Consider the following 15,459-nt stretch of genomic DNA (forward strand, 5'->3'; position numbering starts at 1 on the left):
GTCAGATCTCCTCAGACGGTTTCCAGCGCGGTCGGCACGAAGTCCGGCGTGTCGGTGGATTGATAGTTGAAGGTGACGTCCTTCCAGACCTCGAGCGCGGCCTTCAGCGGCGTGCAGGTCTGAGCCGCCTTGGCGAGGATCTCTGGCCCTTCGTGGACATAGTCGCGTCCCTCATTGCGGGCGAGGATCATCGCTTCCAGCGCGACGCGATTGGCGGTCGCCCCGGCCGCAATGCCCATGGGATGACCGATGGTGCCGCCGCCGAACTGCAGCACCACGTCCTCACCCAGCAGATCGAGCAGCTGGTGCATCTGCCCGGCATGGATGCCGCCGGAGGCAACCGGCATCATCTTGTTGAGGCTGGCCCATGACTGGTCGAAGAACAGGCCATGTTCCAGCTTGGTCGGGTTGAAGTCCTCGCGGCAGACGTCGTAGTAGCCGCGCGTGGTGTTCGGATCGCCTTCGAGCTTGCCGACCACCGTGCCGGCGTGGATGTGGTCGACGCCCGCAAGCCGCATCCATTTCGCGATGACGCGAAATGACACTCCGTGGCTCTTCTGCCGCGTATAGGTCGAGTGGCCAGCGCGATGCAGATGCAGGATCATATCATTGCGCCGCGCCCATCTGGCCATCGACTGGATCGCGGTGTAGCCGATCACGAGATCGATCATGACGATGACCGAGCCGAGCTCTTTCGCGAACTCCGCGCGCTCGTACATGTCCTCCATCGTGCCCGCGGTGACGTTCAGGTAGGTGCCTTTCACCTCGCCTGAGGCCGCCTGCGCGCGGTTCACCGCCTCCATGCAGTAAAGGAAACGGTCGCGCCAGTGCATGAAGGGCTGCGAGTTGATGTTCTCGTCGTCCTTGGTGAAATCGAGCCCGCCCTTCAGCGCCTCGTAGACCACGCGGCCGTAGTTGCGGCCGGAAAGTCCGAGCTTCGGCTTCACGGTGGCCCCCAGCAACGGCCGACCGAACTTGTCGAGGCGCTCGCGCTCGACCACGATGCCGGTCGCGGGCCCCTGGAACGTCTTCACATAGGCGACGGGGAAGCGCATATCTTCCAGCCGCAACGCCTTGAGCGGCTTGAACCCGAACACGTTGCCGATGATGGACGCCGAGAGGTTGGCGATCGAGCCCGGCTCGAACAGGTCGAGATCATAGGCGATGTAGGCGAAGTACGAGCCGGGCGAGCCCGGGACCGGATCGACGCGATAGCATTTGGCGCGATATTTCTCCGCGGCGGTCAGGCGATCGGTCCACACCACCGTCCAGGTCGCGGTCGAGGATTCGCCGGCTACCGCAGCCGATGCCTCGATCGGATCGACGCCCTCCTGTGGCGTGACGCGAAACAGCGCGATCACGTCCGTATCCTTTGGCGTGTAGTCGGGCTCCCAATAACCCATGCGCTTGTATTCCATCACGCCGGATCGATAGCGCTCTTTGCCGCGGACTGTGCCTGCATGTGCGTTCATGTCTCTCTCCTGCTCTTTTCTCTGGTCTTTCGGATTGGCTAGGCCGCCACGGACTCGCGGGCGTCGCCGCGCGGATCGAGTTCGCCGGCGCGATATCGACGCGCCATCTCGCTCATCGGGACCACCTTGATCCTGCTCGCATGGCCCGCGGTGCCGAATTGCTCGAAGCGCTCGCGGCAAAGCTCGCGCATCGCATCCATTGCCGGCTTGAGAAACTTGCGCGGATCGAACTCGGAGCGCGCCTCGGACGCGACCTTACGGAACACCGCGGTCATCGCGAGGCGGCAGTCCGTGTCGATATTGACCTTGCGCACGCCGCTCCTGATGCCCCGGACGATCTCCTCGACAGGCACCCCCCAGGTCTGGGGCATCTCGCCGCCGAACTGGTTGAACATGTCCTGGAGCGGCTGCGGCACGGAGGAGGAGCCGTGCATGACCAGATGCGTATTCGGCAGTCGCCGATGGATCTCCTCGACCACGCGCATCGCGAGGATGTCCCCGTCCGGTTTGCGGCTGAACTTATAGGCACCGTGCGAGGTGCCCATCGCGATCGCGAGTGCATCGACCTTCGTCGCGCGCACGAAATCGACGGCTTGATCCGGATCGGTCAGTAGCTGGTCGTGACCGACTGTGCCCTCGACGCCGTGCCCATCCTCCTGCTCCCCGCCGCCCTGCTCGAGCGAGCCAAGCACGCCGAGCTCGCCTTCGACTGACGCGCCGACCCAGTGCGCGAGATCGACGACGCGGCGGGTGATCGCAACGTTGTAATCGTAGTCCGCCGCCGTTTTGGCATCGGCCTTGAGCGAGCCGTCCATCATCACCGAGGTGAAGCCATGGGCGATGGCCGAGGCGCACGTCGCCTCATCATTGCCGTGGTCCTGGTGCATGCAGAGCGGGATGTCCGGATAGGTTCGCTCCAGCGCGTCGATCATATGCGAAAGCATGAGGTCGCCGGCATAGCTGCGCGCGCCGCGCGAGGCCTGCATGATCACGGGCGCATCGACCTCGGCCGCCGCCTGCATGATCGCGATGCCCTGCTCCATGTTGTTGATGTTGAACGCCGGCACGGCATAACCGTGGCTGGCGGCATGATCGAGCAGTTGCCGAAGTGTGATACGGGCCACGAGACGTCCTCCTTGTTGGTCATTGGCTCTTGCGCGCAATCGCCCGGCGGGCGGCTTCCGCAATGCTTTGCGGCGTGATGCCGAATTCGCGGTACAGCACGGCTGCGGGCGCCGAGGCGCCGAAGCCACGCATGCCGACGAATTCGCCCTCCATCCCGATCCAGCGTGACCAATCGCCCTGCACGGCCGCCTCGATACCGACGCGCGGCGCTGTGCCGAGCACCGTGGCGCGGTAATCTTCCGGCTGTTCCTCGAACAGCGCGAAGCACGGCGCCGAGACGACGGCCGCACGGATGTGCTCGGTCGCTAGCAGGCGGGCAGCATCCAGCGCGATCGAGACCTCCGAGCCGGTTGCCATCAACGTCACGTCGCGGCCGCCGTCCGGGGAGACGACGAGGTAGGCACCGCGCGCGACGCGATTTTTGCCGCGCGCATCGCTGCGGAAAGTCGGCAATGCCTGCCGCGACAGGCACAACACGGATGGACGATGCTCCGCGCTCAATGCGCAATCCCAGGCCTCGAGCGTCTCCACCGCATCAGCCGGCCGGAACACGAGCAGGTTGGGAATCACGCGCAGCGCCGCGAGATGCTCGACCGGCTGGTGCGTCGGGCCGTCCTCGCCGAGGCCGATCGAATCGTGCGTCATCACGTGGATGACGCGCAGCCGCATCAGGGCCGCGAGCCGGATCGCCGGCCGGCTGTAGTCGGAAAACGCGAGGAACGTGCCGCCGTAGGGGATGAAGCCCCCATGCAGCGCGAGGCCGTTCATCGCAGCGGCCATGCCATGCTCGCGAATGCCGTAATGAATGTAGTCGCCCGCGAACGCACCGCTATTGACCGGCGCCTGCGCCCTGGCGTGCGTCAGATTCGAATGTGTCAGGTCCGCGGAGCCGCCGACAAGGCCGGGAATCGTCCCGGCGATGCCATCAAGCACCTGTTGCGAGGCCTGCCGCGTCGCGAGCTTCGGACGCTCGGATGCAAAGCGCTCGCGCAACTTCGCCGCGGCCAGTGCATAGGCGGCGGGCAAGGCAACGGCTCTGCCCTCGACGAACAGGTCGCGCTGCTCGGGCGTTGCGCATTCATAGCGATCAAGCCAGGCGAGGCGATCGACCTGCCCGCGTTGCCCGATCATCCGCCAGGCTTTGAGGATCGGGATCGGCACGACGAAGGGCTGATAGTCCCAGCCCAGCGCCCGGCGCGCTGCTGCGGTCTGCTCGGTACCAAGCGGCGCGCCGTGCGCCTTCTCGGTGCCCTGCCGATCAGGCGCACCATAGCCGATGATGGTGCGGCAGGCGATCAACGACGGCTTCTCGGTTTCGCGCTCTTCGGCGATTGCCTGCGCAATGGCTTCGGGATCGTGGCCGTCGATTCGACGCACCGACCAGCCGGAGGCTGCAAAGCGTGCCAGCTGGTCGTCGGAGGTCGCCAGCGAGGTCGGCCCGTCGATGGAGATGCCGTTATCGTCGAACAGCACGATCAACCGGCCGAGTTGGAGATGACCGGCAAGCGAGATCGCCTCCTGGCTGATGCCTTCCATCAGGCAGCCGTCGCCGGCGATGACATACGTAAAGTGATCGACGAGGCCGTCGCCATGGCGCGCATTGGCCATACGCTCGGCGAGCGCCATGCCGACCGCGGTGGCGATCCCTTGCCCCAACGGGCCGGTCGTGGTCTCGACGCCGGCCGTGTGGCCGTATTCGGGATGGCCCGGCGTTTTGGAGCCCCACTGCCGGAAGGCCTTGATGTCGTCCAGGCTGACATCGCCGCCGGTCAGATGCAGCAGCGCATAGAGCAGCATCGAGCCGTGACCTGCCGACAGCACAAAGCGGTCGCGGTCCGGCCAGTTCGGATGCGCCGAGTCGAATTTCAGGAAGCGCGAGAACAGCACGGTCGCGACGTCGGCCATGCCCATCGGCAGGCCGGGATGCCCCGACTGCGAGGTCTCGATGGCGTCGATCGCGAGGAAGCGGACGGCGTTTGCGAGGTCGTTATGTGCGACGGCATAGAGGTCGGCTTCGGCATGTACCGAGATGTTCATAAGATCCTCCCGTTGTTGGTGTCGCGGATCATTTCAGGCTTCGCTTGCGCTCGATGAGTTGCATGATCAGCGGCGTCAGGATCAGCTGCATCGCGAGATCGAGCTTGGCGCCGGGGCACACGATCGAGTTGGCGCGGGACATCCAGCTTTGCGGCAGCATCGAGAGCAGATAGGGGAAATCGATGCCGCGCGGGTTCTTGAAGCGGATCACGACCATCGATTCGTCCGGCGTCGGGATCCAGCGCGCCACGAAGGGATTGGAGGTGTCCACCGTCGGCACGCGCTGGAAGTTGATGTCGGTCTCGGTGAACTGCGGGCAGATGTAGTGAATGTAATCCGGCATCCGCCGCAGGATGGTGTCCGTGACGGCCTCGGTCGAATAGCCGCGCGCGCTGCGGTCGCGGTGCAGCTTCTGGATCCATTCGAGATTGATGACAGGCACGACGCCGATCTTGAGGTCGGCGTAGCGCGCGACATTGACCTTGTCCGTGACCACCGCGCCGTGCAGGCCCTCATAGAACAGCAGGTCGGAGTTCTCCGGCAGCCGCTTCCACTCGGTGAAGGTGCCGGGCGCGGCGCCGTGCAGCGCGGACTCCTCGGCGTCGTGGACGTAGTGCCGCGTCACCGCAGTCCCGGTCTCGCCGTAATCCCGGAAGGCACGCTCGAGCTCTTCGAACAGATTGGTTTCGGGGCTGAAATGGCTGAAATGCTTGTTGCCGCGCTCGGCCTCCTTGGCCATCTGCGCGCGCATCTCGGCGCGGTCGTAGCGATGAAAGGCGTCGCCCTCAATGTAGGCAGCGTTGACCTTCTCACGGAAGAATATCTGCTCGAAGGTTTTCTTGACCGAGGTGGTGCCGGCGCCGGAGGAGCCCGTGATGGAGATGATCGGATGCTTCCTGGACATGGGATCGCCTCGCTCAGAGCCGGAAGAATCCGCGCCGCGCGAATAGCGGCGCCGAGACGCTCGCGACCAGCAGCGGATCGCAATGCAATTCCTCGACGCGCCGCACCCCGTTGCTCGAGCCCATGATCAGCGGGACGCGCTGGTGCAGACTCTGTGCCGACAGCTCCAGGATGCGCTCGCGTCCGGTGGTTGCGGAGCCGCCGGCCTGCTCGATGATCATCGCCATCGGATGCGCCTCGTAAGTCAGGCGCAGGCGGCCGTCGCCGTAGCCGGCGCGCGCGTCCGCGGGATAGAGAAACACGCCGCCGCGGGTGAGGATGCGATAGGCCTCGGCGACCAACGAGCCGATCCAGCGCATGTTGAAATCGTGGTTGGCGGGGCCTTCGACACCGGCGAGGCATTCGTCGATGAAGGCGCGCACCGGCGGATCCCAGTGCCGGCGATTGGACGCGTTGATCGCGAACTCGTCACAGGCCTCGGAGATCTGCACGCCGCTGCGCGCGAGGCGGAAGCAGCCCGCCTTGCGGTCGAGCGTGAAGATGTCGACGCCCTCGCCGAGCGTCAGCACCAGCGAGGTCTGGGGGCCGTAGGTGACGAAGCCAGCGGCGAGCTGCGCCGAACCGCGCTGGTGGAAGGCGAGCGAGAGATCATCGGGTGCCGGCAGGATCGAGAAGATGGTGCCGACGGTCATGTTGATGTCGATGTTGGAGGAGCCATCGAGCGGATCGATCGCGATGCAGATGCGGCCCTGACGATCGACGATCTGAGCCTCACGCATCTCCTCCGACGCCAGCGCCGCGATCGGCAGCCTGCCGAGGCGGCGGCGCAGGATCGCATCCGCCTGCACGTCGAGATCGCGCTGGAGATCGCCGTCGCTGTTGCGGCCGGTGGTCAGGCCCGAAGCATCCGCTAGATCGCCCGAGGCGATGAGATCCGCGATTTCGATAGCGGCGGCTGCGATGGCGTCGACGGCGCCCGCCACCGCTAGCGCGTGCGGCACGGTCTCCGAATACCGTTGAAGGTGGTCGTCCAGCCTGAGTTGCCCAATCATCTGCGTCCATCCCCTTGCCGGCGCCGCACCTATTGTCCCTCCCCGCTGGAGGTTTGGTGCGCCCAGTCCCGGCATCAGGAGATTGACAGGGGCAGCTTAATAAGGAAAATTTCTATTCATAATGAGCCTCAAAGAATTTTCTTATAATGGTCCCGGCCATGCGGCCGCTCAGCTCCGGCATCTGACGATCCGGCAGTTGCGCTCGCTTGCGGCGCTCTCGCTCAAGGGCAGCGTCACGGCCGCGTCCAGCCATCTCGGGCTGACCCAGCCGGCCGTGACCCAGCAGCTTCGGCAGCTTCAGGACCTCGCCGGCCTGCCGCTGGTGCAGCGGACCGGTGACGGCATGCTGCTGACGGACGCAGGCAAGGAGGTGCTGGCGCTGGCCGAGCGCGTCGAAGCTGCCATCGCGGACTGCCAAGGTGCGCTCGACCTGCTTGCGGGGCGGACCGGCGGCACCGTGCATCTCGGCGCGGTCTCGACCGCGAAATACTTCGTGCCGCACGCGATCGCGGCGTTCTCCAAGCGATACCCGAAGATCGAGATCAAGCTCACCATCGGCAATCGCGAAGAGATCCGCGAGGCCATGCACGGCTACGACCTCGATTTCGCGGTCATGGGTCGGCCACCGGCCGACGTCACCGTCGACGTCCGCCAGCTCGGGCGCAATCCGCACATCATCGTCGCGCGCAAGGGGCACTGGCTGGAGAAGGATTCCGGTCTCAGCCTGACCGACCTCGTGCACGAGACCTTCCTCACCCGCGAGCCCGGCTCGGGCACGCGGACGCTGATGGAAGGCATGTTCCAGAAGTCGGATCTCGAGCCGGTCATCGGCATGGAGATGAGCAGCAACGAGACCATCAAGCAGGCGGTGATCGCCGGACTCGGCATCGCCTTCATCTCGGCCCACACCGTGGCGCATGAGCTCGCCGAGGGCCGGCTCGTCGTGCTCGATGTTGCGGGCCTGCCGATCGTCCGGCAATGGTACGTGATCCGCCGCAGCGACAAGGTGCTGCTGCCGCCCGCACAGGCGATGTTCGACTTCCTGGGCTCGGAAGGCTCGAACTATCTGCCCGACGTACCCGAGCTCGGCGGGCGATAGGGCGGAGGCGCTCAGCTCATCAGCTTCATGGCCAAGGTCGCCATCAGCACCACGATGATCTGGAGCAGACGCTCGGTCGTAAAGATGCGGTTGAAGGTGGTCATCGCGTGCCCCGGCCGACGTGAAGAAGATGTCGATCCGCGCGTTGCTAGCACAGTAGGACGCGCAGGCAACTCCGTAGTCGCCCCGTGGGCGGCGGCGCCTCCCCGGCGCCGGTTCGCGGCCGGGCCGATGGCTTGAGATCAGGCCGCGAGCGAGGCGGCGCAGTCGCTGCGCGTCGCGAAATAGGCTTCGAGCTCCGACAACGCCCGCGCTTCCCAATCCCTGGCCTGCTCCAGCAGCGACCAGCTCTGGCCCGGGCGGAATGCAGCAGTCTGGCGATAGAGCGATGCGATGCCACGGTAGCGGCGCACGTTCTCCAGGATGGCGTGACCGTTCATGATTGAAGACTCCCTCGTCATTCCCGCGGGAGAAACTGCGGCCAAATCTTTTTCGAAAAGTTAGCGGCGCCCGGCAAGTTCGCGTATGGTTGCCGGACTGTTGCGCGGGCGCAACGTGCGCGAGAAGGTCTATTGCGGATTCGTTACCGCGCTCTCGGCCGAAGGCTTCAGTCCGCCGCTTCTGACGCCGAGCGCGACGCAAATGCCCTGAAGCAGGACGGACATTACGACGACCACCAGCCCAAGCAGAAACGCCTGGCACGACCATGGCCGCCCCCGCTGAACGCCGAACAGCCCCGCACGCTTCATCAGCCTTCCCCCTGCCGCCCGTTAACCAGGAGGGTCTGCGATCAAAGTGCTACGGTGCCGCAGTGACCGCGAGACGGAATTGCATCCTTGCGCCGTTGGTGAATGGGCCACATCCGGGCATGCTGGCGGTCATTCAGTCGCCGCATAGAGCAGGCCGGCGACGGGCAGCGCGAGGCCAATGGCCGATGCAAGCATCCAGCCGCCCTGCGCGAAGGCGAAGGCTCCGACCCCAGAGCCCGCCGCACCGGCCGCGAAGAACGTCGCCATGTAGAGGCCGTTGAGGCGGCTGCGGTGCTCGTGCCCAAGCGCGAAGATGGCGCGGAAGCCGAGCACGACGTTGCCCTGGACGCCGATGTCGATGGCAATCGCAGCCACGACCAGACAGGCGAGGTTCAGCATCGAGCCGGGGACGCCGATATAGGTCGCGAGGAAGCCGGCCGCCGCGAGCAGCATCGCGACCAGTGTCGCGATGCGGCTGTGGCCGCTGTCGGCGAGCCGTCCGGCGATCGGTGCGGCGAATACGCCGGCAACGCCGGCGAGCGCGAACAGCGCGATGCCGCGCTGGGTGAAACCGAATTCGCCGGCCAACTGGAGCGGAGCCACCGTCCAGAACAAAGTGAAGGCGCCGAACAGGCTCGCCTGATAGAGCGCGCGGCGCCGCAGCAGCGGCGTGGCCCGCACCAGCTGCGGCATCGACAGCAACAATTCGCCATAGTGCATCCGCGCGAGCGGCCTGCGCTTCGGCAACGTCATCCAGAGCACGGCGGCGAGTACGATCATCAGCGCGGCCGAGCAGAAGAACACCGCGTGCCAGGACAGCGCTGCAGTGATGAAGCTCGACACCGGACGCGCCAGCATGATGCCGAGCATCAGCCCGGTCGAGACGTTGCCGACGACGCGGCCGCGGATGGCTTCGGGTGCCAGATGCGCGGCATAGGGAATGATAATCTGCACGGCGACCGAGCCGACCCCGATGAACAATGCGGCAAGCAGGAACGGCAGCGCATGGGTCGCGAAGGCGGCAGCGAGCAACGCCGCAGCGCCGAGCATGATCACCGCGCAGATCAGGGCACGGTTCTCGACGAGATCGCCGAGCGGCACGATGAGCAGCAGCCCGGTGCCGTAGCCGATCTGCGTCATGGTGACGATCAGCCCCGCCGCCGCATGCGACAGGCCGAGCGCGGCGCTGATCGGGGCGATCAGCGGCTGGGCATAGTAGATGTTGGCGGCGACCATGCCGCAAGCCGCAGCGAGCACGACGGTCAGGCGCTGGGACAGCGTATCCGGGCCGGGCGTGCTCTCGATCGTGGCATTCATCGTCATTCTCTTGGACTCAAGATAGGTATAGGGAATGACTATTCCCCATTCTGACAAAAAATTCAGGCGAGCAGCTTCATCGCGACCTAGCAGCGTGTCCTCACGGGGACGCTGCGGTGCGTCCGGGGCAAGAAGGTGGAGTCTTGCGCACGCCCTCTCCGCCTCGTCATTGCGAGGAGCTTCTGCGACGAAGCAATCCACACTGTCGCCGAGGACGAATTCTGGATTGCTTCGCTGCGCTCGCAACGACAGAGCAAGGGCGGCATCGCCGCCGTTCTCAAATGCGCGTGTCGGCTCGCAGACATGCCTTCCCGTTCTCGCGGCTGCTTCACCCGAGCTTTGCTTGATCTCTCCGCCCTCTCGTCCAAGAGGGCGCAGGGAAGGCCGGGTGCCGGCGGCACCCGCGGTCTGCTGCGCAAAAGGTGCACGCAGGAAACCGCACAGCAGCATACAGGTGAAGCCCAACACACGGCCTTCCCTGCGCGATGGTCGGACGGCTTATGCCGCGCTCTCCCGGGAGCCGAGTTCCTTCTGGCCTCCCTCGCCCCAGCGAAATTCACCGGCGCCGCGCCGGTTGACGCGACTGCCGCATTCGCCAACGCTTGACCGTAGCAACGACGGTCCGAGTTCCTTCTGGCCTCCCTCGCCCCAGCGAAATTCACCGGCGCCGCGCCGGTTGACGCGACTGCCGCATTCGCCAACGCTTGACCGTAGCAACGACGGYCAGGACCACACGGTTTTGCCGTACGCGCGGTTCGCTTGACCCCACCGGCTCCGACGGCCTTGTGCACGTTGCCATCGAGYACCGGCRGGACGAACCTGTCAGCGCCGCTCGTCCGCACGCGGTCGCRGGCTCACGGAGAGCAATCCGCCCTGCCCCTGACCTCTCGTGCACGACGCTGCCGCGTCCACCGCAAGCCCGGCTCGCGAACATGACGACCACACGATCGAGCAATCCGCCCTGCCCCTGACCTCTCGTGCACGACGCTGCCGCGTCCACCGCAAGCCCGGCTCGCGAACATGACGACCACACGATCGCCCCTCAAGGATGAGCCGGGATGGGCSACACATACGCCGTTTCCGAATTTCGGTAAATCGGAATATTTGTGTGCCGTGGGATTGACACGGGAGCGAAACACCGAGCGCCCGGCGGCGTGATGGATTCCGAGTTCGATGCTGAGCATCGCCCCGGAATGACGAAAGAGAGAATGTTCACCCCTTCCGCGGCACCGGCTTCCCATCCGCCATCGTCGTCACGCCCTTGCGCCCCACGATCATCCCGTAGGCCTGCGGCTGCCGGTGCACGTCGAAATTGAAGGTGGTGCGCTTGTAGGAATTGCAGAGATCGAGATCGCAGCGCGCCAGCGCGAGCTCGTCGCCCTTGGTCGTGCATCGCGCGATGATCTCGCCGGAGGGCGCGATGATGCAGCTGCCGCCGATGTGGTCGACGCCCTCCTCCACGCCGGCCTTGGCGACGCCGACCACGAAGGTGCCGTTCTGGTAGGCGCCGGCCTGCATCACCAGCTGGTTGTGAAACAGCGAAAGATCGTCATGCTCGGGCGCGGGGGGATTGTGCACCGGCGTGTTGTAGCCGATCATCACCATCTCGACGCCCTGCAGGCCCATCACCCGATAGGTCTCGCTCCAGCGCCGGTCATTGCAGATCGCCATGCCCATCACGCCACCGAAGGCATCGACGACGCCGAAGCGGCTCCCCGGCTCGAAATAGCGCTTCTCCAGATGCTGAAATTTGCGCCACGGCTCGTGCTCGGCATGACCGGGCAGATGGACCTTGCGATACTTCAGGACGATCGCACCGCTCTTGTCGACGAGAATGGAGGTGTTGTAGCGCCTGACAATTCCAGCTTCGGCGGTCAGCTCGGCATAGCCGATGCAGAAGCCGACCCCGAGCTCGCGTGCGAGATCGAACAGCACCTGCGTTTCAGAACCCGGCATCTCGCGCTCGAAGAAGCTGTCGATCTCGGCCTGGTCCTCGAAGTACCAGCGCGGAAAGAACGTGGTCAGCGCCAGCTCGGGATAGACGATCAGGTCGCAGCCATTTGTGTGCGCCTGGCGCATCAACGCCATCAGCCGCGCCACCACTGCGGTTCTGGTGTCGCTTCTCGCGATCGGCCCGAGCTGGCCGGCTGCAACGGTCACAAATCTCGCCACGCCTCATTCCCCCAATTTTCCGAGTGCGCCGGGCCTCTCCTACCGAACGGCGCACCGCGCGCACAGGCCGCCGGCCCTCGGTGCCGAGAGCACAATCAAATTCCGTGCCGGCGGGTATCATCTTGCGGCGCTGGGACTTCTTGCGGCGCTGGGACTTCGTTGTCGATCTGCAACGGTTCCCCACGATCTGAAGCCGGACAAAACAAACCCCCATTCCGGCCACGAACCGCTTTCACAAGGCCGTGAGACGATCAGGGGAACGACGATGCGTGCACAACGCGTTTGGAAAGTGAATGGAGCTGCCAGCATCGGGCAGCTTCAATCGAGACTGGATGATCTGAACAAGCGGCTCGGCCAGCTGGAAAGCCAGCATCCGGACAGCTGGAAGGTCGAAGAGCTGAAATCGAGCGCGCTCAGCCTGTCGCGCGAGATCGACGACATCCGCTGCGCCGAGGCGACGGCGGCCCTGAGCGAGCTGCTAAGGAAGTAATCCGCGCCGGCCCCTTCCCAAGGCGCGCAAGGAACCAAGCTCCGCCGCCGCCATTTTCCATTGGCGCGGGGCCTTCGCCACCGCGCGTCTCTTCGCGTGAGGATTTGGCATGACGTCCGACCCTGAGGAATCAGTCAGGCTCCAAGGTTTTGGCGAGATGACGTTGCGCACGGCCGTCGAGACCTTGATGCTGCTGGCGCCGCGCGAACGATCCGAGGCCGCGATCTTCCGCGTCCGCGACGGCGTGCGTCTGGCGCAAAGCGAGATCGCCGAGCTCGCCTCGAGCTGGGGCTTGACACCGGCGCCTCACGTGCGATCGCCGCGGCTGGTCCCCGAGCACCACTGGCCGGACCTCGTCCGCGGCATGGTGCGCGAGGCGCCGCTGCCGTCACTGATGGTGGCGTTTCTGGTGGGCGTGCTGGTGGCGCGGCGGTAAACGCTCTGGGAGCACAGAGTAGATCCGTCCCCACAGCAGCAGGCCGTCAGCACGATACCCGGCCGCTACGGCGGCCAGGTACGCGCGCGTTGGCGCTCTCTCAGTGATGCATCTTCTTTGCACGCGCCGGCGGCAGCAGCACCGTATCGATGACGTGGATGACACCATTCGACGCCTCGATGTCCGGCTGAATGACGTGCGCGTCATTGACGCGGACACCGAAACGCCCGTCGACGCTGACGGGCTGACCTTGAACGGTTGCGACGTTCAGCGACTTGCCGGCGACATCGGCAGCCTTCACGCGACCCGGAATGACATGATACTTCAGAACGGCCGCAAGCTTGGCCTTGTTCTTCAAGAGCGATTCGACCGTTCCGGGCGGCAGCTTGGCGAAGGCGGCATCGTTTGGCGCAAACACCGTAAACGGTCCCTTGCTCTTGAGGGTCTTCACCAGACCGGCGGCCTTCACGGCCGTCACCAGCGTCGTGAACGAGCCGGCGGAAACCGCGGTGTCCACGATGTCGGCAGCACGCGCGACGGAAGGGCCAACCAGGCCAGCGAGCATGGCCGCACCGGCCACAAACGAACGAATTGCGGGTGTCATCAGGTTCTCCAGATGTGATTCAAATGCATGCCGATGCGGTGGATGCGTCCGAGACGGCGCATCCATCGCCCGATCACTTGCGATCGACCCGTACGAAACGATGCGTCGCGAATGTTGGATCACCGCCCTGTCAAAAGTACCCGCTGCGTCGGTTCGTCAGAATGTTGCAAGCGCGCGCTCACCCAGCTCGTGCTCCCGTCTAACGGCCACATGATCGCGGGGGCAGCCGCGATGGGGACGCCGGCATTCGCGTGGGCTGTCTCACAGGCGAACACGGCATGACCTCGCTCAAGCCTTTTCTCCTCGGTGCATTCCCCGGCTTCCGGTCCGTCTTCCTGCTCGATATGGCTTGATCGCCGGGCGCGGCCTCCGCGATGGATGGCGATCGCTCTCTCCTGCCGTCGCAGGCTTTGCCTGGGTGATGCCGCTGATCGGCGCGGCGCTCGCGGCGCGCTTCGCCTGGCTCATCGGCCTATCGGCAGGCAGCACCGCCACCCTGATGACGTTAGGGCATCCGCCTCGCCTGACCGAGGAGTTCGAACGCACGGGCGAGGCCGATCCGGGCGATGGGAAGCGGACGACGAGGTCGGCGAACCGCCGGGATGTTCGTCCTGTGGTGCATCGTCGCCCGGCAGATGGGTCTCGTCTCCGTCAGTGACGCGCAGGTGGTGCGGTCCGAGCGGTTCTGAGGGCGGCCATCGGCGCGTGTCGCGCCCTCGCCTTCGTCGCCGGAACAAGCGGCCCTGCCCCGCCAAATCGGCCGTGGACCCGATCCCGAAATCGTTGCAAAAAGGCGGCCTGAGGCGTTGGCGCCGGTCTGCCAAGCCTCTGCAAAACGTCGACTTTTGGAAGAATGGTCGGAGTGGCAGGATTCGAACCTGCGACCCCTGCGTCCCGAACGCAGTGCTCTACCGGGCTGAGCCACACTCCGACAAGAAGGCGGCTTATAGCGTCGGGTTTGGCGCACCGCAAGCGGCCGGGCTGAGGAATTTTATCCCTGTGAAAACGGGTCTTGAAACGCTGATTTTGCCGGCCGGCGCGGCCGGCGCGGAGGCCGCCGCCCGGACCCTGGCGGCCGGCGGGCTGGTCGCGTTTCCGACCGAGACGGTCTATGGACTGGGGGCCGACGCCGCCAATGCCACCGCGATCGCCCACCTTTACGCCGCCAAGGGGCGGCCGGCGTTCAATCCGCTCATCGCGCATGTCGCAGATCTCAACGCCGCGCGGCGGATCGGGCGATTCGACGCGCGCGCCTTGAGCCTTGCCGAGGCGTTCTGGCCGGGGCCGCTGACGCTGGTGGTGCCGAAGACGGAAGGCTGCCCGGTGGCGGACCTCGCCACCGCGGGCCTCGACACCGTCGCCATCCGCATCCCCGCCCACCCGGTCGCGCAGGCGATCCTGCGCGCGTTCGGAGGGGCCGTGGTGGCGCCGTCCGCCAACATCTCCGGCCACGTCTCGCCGACGCTGGCCGCCCATGTCGAGAGCGACCTGTCGGGGCGGATCGACCTGATCGTGGACGGCGGGCCTGTTACGGTCGGCGTCGAATCCACCATTGTCGGCTGCTTCGACATGCCGATGTTGCTGCGGCCCGGCGGGCTGTCGCGGGAGCGGATCGAGGCGGTGCTCGGCCTGCCGCTGGCGCGGCCGCCCGTGGAGGCCGAAAGCGACGACAGCCAGCCGCTGGCTCCGGGCATGCTGGCCTCGCATTACGCGCCGCGCGCCCATGTGCGGCTCGATGCGCGCGATGTCGCCCCGGACGAAGCGCTGCTCGCGTTCGGCCCCGCGCGGCTGCCGGGCGTCGATGCGGCTGCCGCCGTCATGAATTTGTCGCCCACCGGTGATCTCGATGAAGCCGCCGCCAACCTGTTCGGCTATCTTCGCAGCCTGGATGCGCGAAGGCCGCGAGCGATCGCCGTAATGGCAATTCCCGAGGAGGGCCTGGGCGAAGCGATCAACGACCGGCTGCGCCGGGCGGCGGTGGCGCGCTAGAACGCGAAAGAAAG

General features: G+C 65.7%; 15 protein-coding genes and 1 tRNA gene. 5 read left to right on the forward strand and 11 right to left on the reverse strand.

What is annotated here, in order from left to right; all coding sequences use genetic code 11:
• Positions 1-11: 11 nt before the first annotated feature.
• From ASG57_RS05555 to ASG57_RS05575, 5 genes are read right to left on the reverse strand one after another with little or no spacing between them, the layout of a single operon-like run.
• Positions 12-1,472 (reverse strand): form I ribulose bisphosphate carboxylase large subunit, encoded by a 1,461-nt coding sequence (locus ASG57_RS05555; protein WP_024340334.1) that lies wholly within the window; start codon positions 1,470-1,472, stop codon positions 12-14.
• A gap of 38 nt (positions 1,473-1,510) precedes the next feature.
• Positions 1,511-2,596, reverse strand: a complete 1,086-nt coding sequence (fba, locus tag ASG57_RS05560) for a class II fructose-bisphosphate aldolase (RefSeq protein WP_024340335.1) — start codon at positions 2,594-2,596, stop codon at positions 1,511-1,513.
• Positions 2,597-2,615: 19 nt separating this feature from the next.
• A complete protein-coding gene (gene tkt, locus ASG57_RS05565) occupies positions 2,616-4,634 on the reverse strand; it encodes a transketolase (protein ID WP_057195826.1) in 2,019 nt (672 codons plus the stop codon).
• A gap of 28 nt (positions 4,635-4,662) precedes the next feature.
• Positions 4,663-5,538: a phosphoribulokinase gene (locus tag ASG57_RS05570; protein WP_024340337.1), complete on the reverse strand. Its 876-nt coding sequence runs from the start codon at positions 5,536-5,538 to the stop codon at positions 4,663-4,665.
• A gap of 13 nt (positions 5,539-5,551) precedes the next feature.
• Positions 5,552-6,589, reverse strand: coding sequence for a class 1 fructose-bisphosphatase (locus ASG57_RS05575; RefSeq protein ID WP_057195827.1), 1,038 nt, complete (start codon positions 6,587-6,589; stop codon positions 5,552-5,554).
• A 121-nt stretch (positions 6,590-6,710) separates the two neighbouring features.
• Between ASG57_RS05575 and ASG57_RS05580 the strand changes: the two genes are divergently transcribed.
• On the forward strand, positions 6,711-7,688 hold the full coding sequence (locus ASG57_RS05580; protein ID WP_024340339.1) for a LysR family transcriptional regulator: 978 nt from the start codon (positions 6,711-6,713) through the stop codon (positions 7,686-7,688).
• A 242-nt stretch (positions 7,689-7,930) separates the two neighbouring features.
• Here ASG57_RS05580 and ASG57_RS05585 read toward each other — a convergent pair whose 3' ends face one another.
• From ASG57_RS05585 to ASG57_RS05600, 4 genes are all read right to left on the reverse strand, one after another.
• Positions 7,931-8,128, reverse strand: coding sequence for a hypothetical protein (locus ASG57_RS05585; protein ID WP_024340340.1), 198 nt, complete (start codon positions 8,126-8,128; stop codon positions 7,931-7,933).
• Between the two features lie 129 nt (positions 8,129-8,257).
• Complete coding sequence (locus ASG57_RS36515) at positions 8,258-8,437, reverse strand: hypothetical protein (protein WP_230646652.1); 180 nt, start codon at positions 8,435-8,437, stop codon at positions 8,258-8,260.
• 129 nt (positions 8,438-8,566) lie between these two features.
• On the reverse strand, positions 8,567-9,760 hold the full coding sequence (locus tag ASG57_RS05590; protein ID WP_024340341.1) for an MFS transporter: 1,194 nt from the start codon (positions 9,758-9,760) through the stop codon (positions 8,567-8,569).
• Between the two features lie 1,206 nt (positions 9,761-10,966).
• Complete coding sequence (locus ASG57_RS05600; protein WP_057195829.1) at positions 10,967-11,926, reverse strand: N-carbamoyl-D-amino-acid hydrolase; 960 nt, start codon at positions 11,924-11,926, stop codon at positions 10,967-10,969.
• Positions 11,927-12,191: 265 nt separating this feature from the next.
• Between ASG57_RS05600 and ASG57_RS05605 the strand changes: the two genes are divergently transcribed.
• Both ASG57_RS05605 and ASG57_RS05610 read left to right on the forward strand, forming a co-directional pair.
• Complete coding sequence (locus ASG57_RS05605) at positions 12,192-12,416, forward strand: hypothetical protein (protein WP_024341565.1); 225 nt, start codon at positions 12,192-12,194, stop codon at positions 12,414-12,416.
• A gap of 109 nt (positions 12,417-12,525) precedes the next feature.
• Positions 12,526-12,852, forward strand: a complete 327-nt coding sequence (locus ASG57_RS05610) for a hypothetical protein (protein ID WP_024341564.1) — start codon at positions 12,526-12,528, stop codon at positions 12,850-12,852.
• A gap of 100 nt (positions 12,853-12,952) precedes the next feature.
• Here ASG57_RS05610 and ASG57_RS05615 read toward each other — a convergent pair whose 3' ends face one another.
• Complete coding sequence (locus ASG57_RS05615; RefSeq protein WP_057195830.1) at positions 12,953-13,417, reverse strand: fasciclin domain-containing protein; 465 nt, start codon at positions 13,415-13,417, stop codon at positions 12,953-12,955.
• Positions 13,418-13,805: 388 nt separating this feature from the next.
• Between ASG57_RS05615 and ASG57_RS05620 the strand changes: the two genes are divergently transcribed.
• Positions 13,806-14,114 (forward strand): hypothetical protein, encoded by a 309-nt coding sequence (locus tag ASG57_RS05620; protein ID WP_057195831.1) that lies wholly within the window; start codon positions 13,806-13,808, stop codon positions 14,112-14,114.
• A gap of 196 nt (positions 14,115-14,310) precedes the next feature.
• On the opposite strand, the gene ASG57_RS05625 is transcribed toward ASG57_RS05620, so the two are convergent.
• A tRNA-Pro gene (locus ASG57_RS05625) sits at positions 14,311-14,387 on the reverse strand.
• 68 nt (positions 14,388-14,455) lie between these two features.
• Here ASG57_RS05625 and ASG57_RS05630 point away from each other — a divergent pair.
• On the forward strand, positions 14,456-15,445 hold the full coding sequence (locus tag ASG57_RS05630; RefSeq protein ID WP_024341562.1) for an L-threonylcarbamoyladenylate synthase: 990 nt from the start codon (positions 14,456-14,458) through the stop codon (positions 15,443-15,445).
• The last annotated feature ends 14 nt before the right edge of the window (positions 15,446-15,459 follow it).

This window comes from Bradyrhizobium sp. Leaf396, from assembly GCF_001424605.1.
Classification (GTDB): Bacteria; Pseudomonadota; Alphaproteobacteria; order Rhizobiales; family Xanthobacteraceae; genus Bradyrhizobium; species Bradyrhizobium japonicum_C.

What these genes read in the sequence shown, in the direction of transcription:
- ASG57_RS05555 (WP_024340334.1), bottom strand. Translation starts at nt 1,472, where the DNA reads ATGAACGCACATGCAGGCACAGTCCGCGGCAAAGAGCGCTATCGATCC.
- tkt (WP_057195826.1), bottom strand. Translation starts at nt 4,634, where the DNA reads ATGAACATCTCGGTACATGCCGAAGCCGACCTCTATGCCGTCGCACAT.
- ASG57_RS05570 (WP_024340337.1), bottom strand. Translation starts at nt 5,538, where the DNA reads ATGTCCAGGAAGCATCCGATCATCTCCATCACGGGCTCCTCCGGCGCC.
- ASG57_RS05575 (WP_057195827.1), bottom strand. Translation starts at nt 6,589, where the DNA reads ATGATTGGGCAACTCAGGCTGGACGACCACCTTCAACGGTATTCGGAG.
- ASG57_RS05580 (WP_024340339.1), top strand. Translation starts at nt 6,711, where the DNA reads ATGAGCCTCAAAGAATTTTCTTATAATGGTCCCGGCCATGCGGCCGCT.
- ASG57_RS05585 (WP_024340340.1), bottom strand. Translation starts at nt 8,128, where the DNA reads ATGAACGGTCACGCCATCCTGGAGAACGTGCGCCGCTACCGTGGCATC.
- ASG57_RS36515 (WP_230646652.1), bottom strand. Translation starts at nt 8,437, where the DNA reads ATGAAGCGTGCGGGGCTGTTCGGCGTTCAGCGGGGGCGGCCATGGTCG.
- ASG57_RS05590 (WP_024340341.1), bottom strand. Translation starts at nt 9,760, where the DNA reads ATGACGATGAATGCCACGATCGAGAGCACGCCCGGCCCGGATACGCTG.
- ASG57_RS05605 (WP_024341565.1), top strand. Translation starts at nt 12,192, where the DNA reads ATGCGTGCACAACGCGTTTGGAAAGTGAATGGAGCTGCCAGCATCGGG.
- ASG57_RS05610 (WP_024341564.1), top strand. Translation starts at nt 12,526, where the DNA reads ATGACGTCCGACCCTGAGGAATCAGTCAGGCTCCAAGGTTTTGGCGAG.
- ASG57_RS05615 (WP_057195830.1), bottom strand. Translation starts at nt 13,417, where the DNA reads ATGCTCGCTGGCCTGGTTGGCCCTTCCGTCGCGCGTGCTGCCGACATC.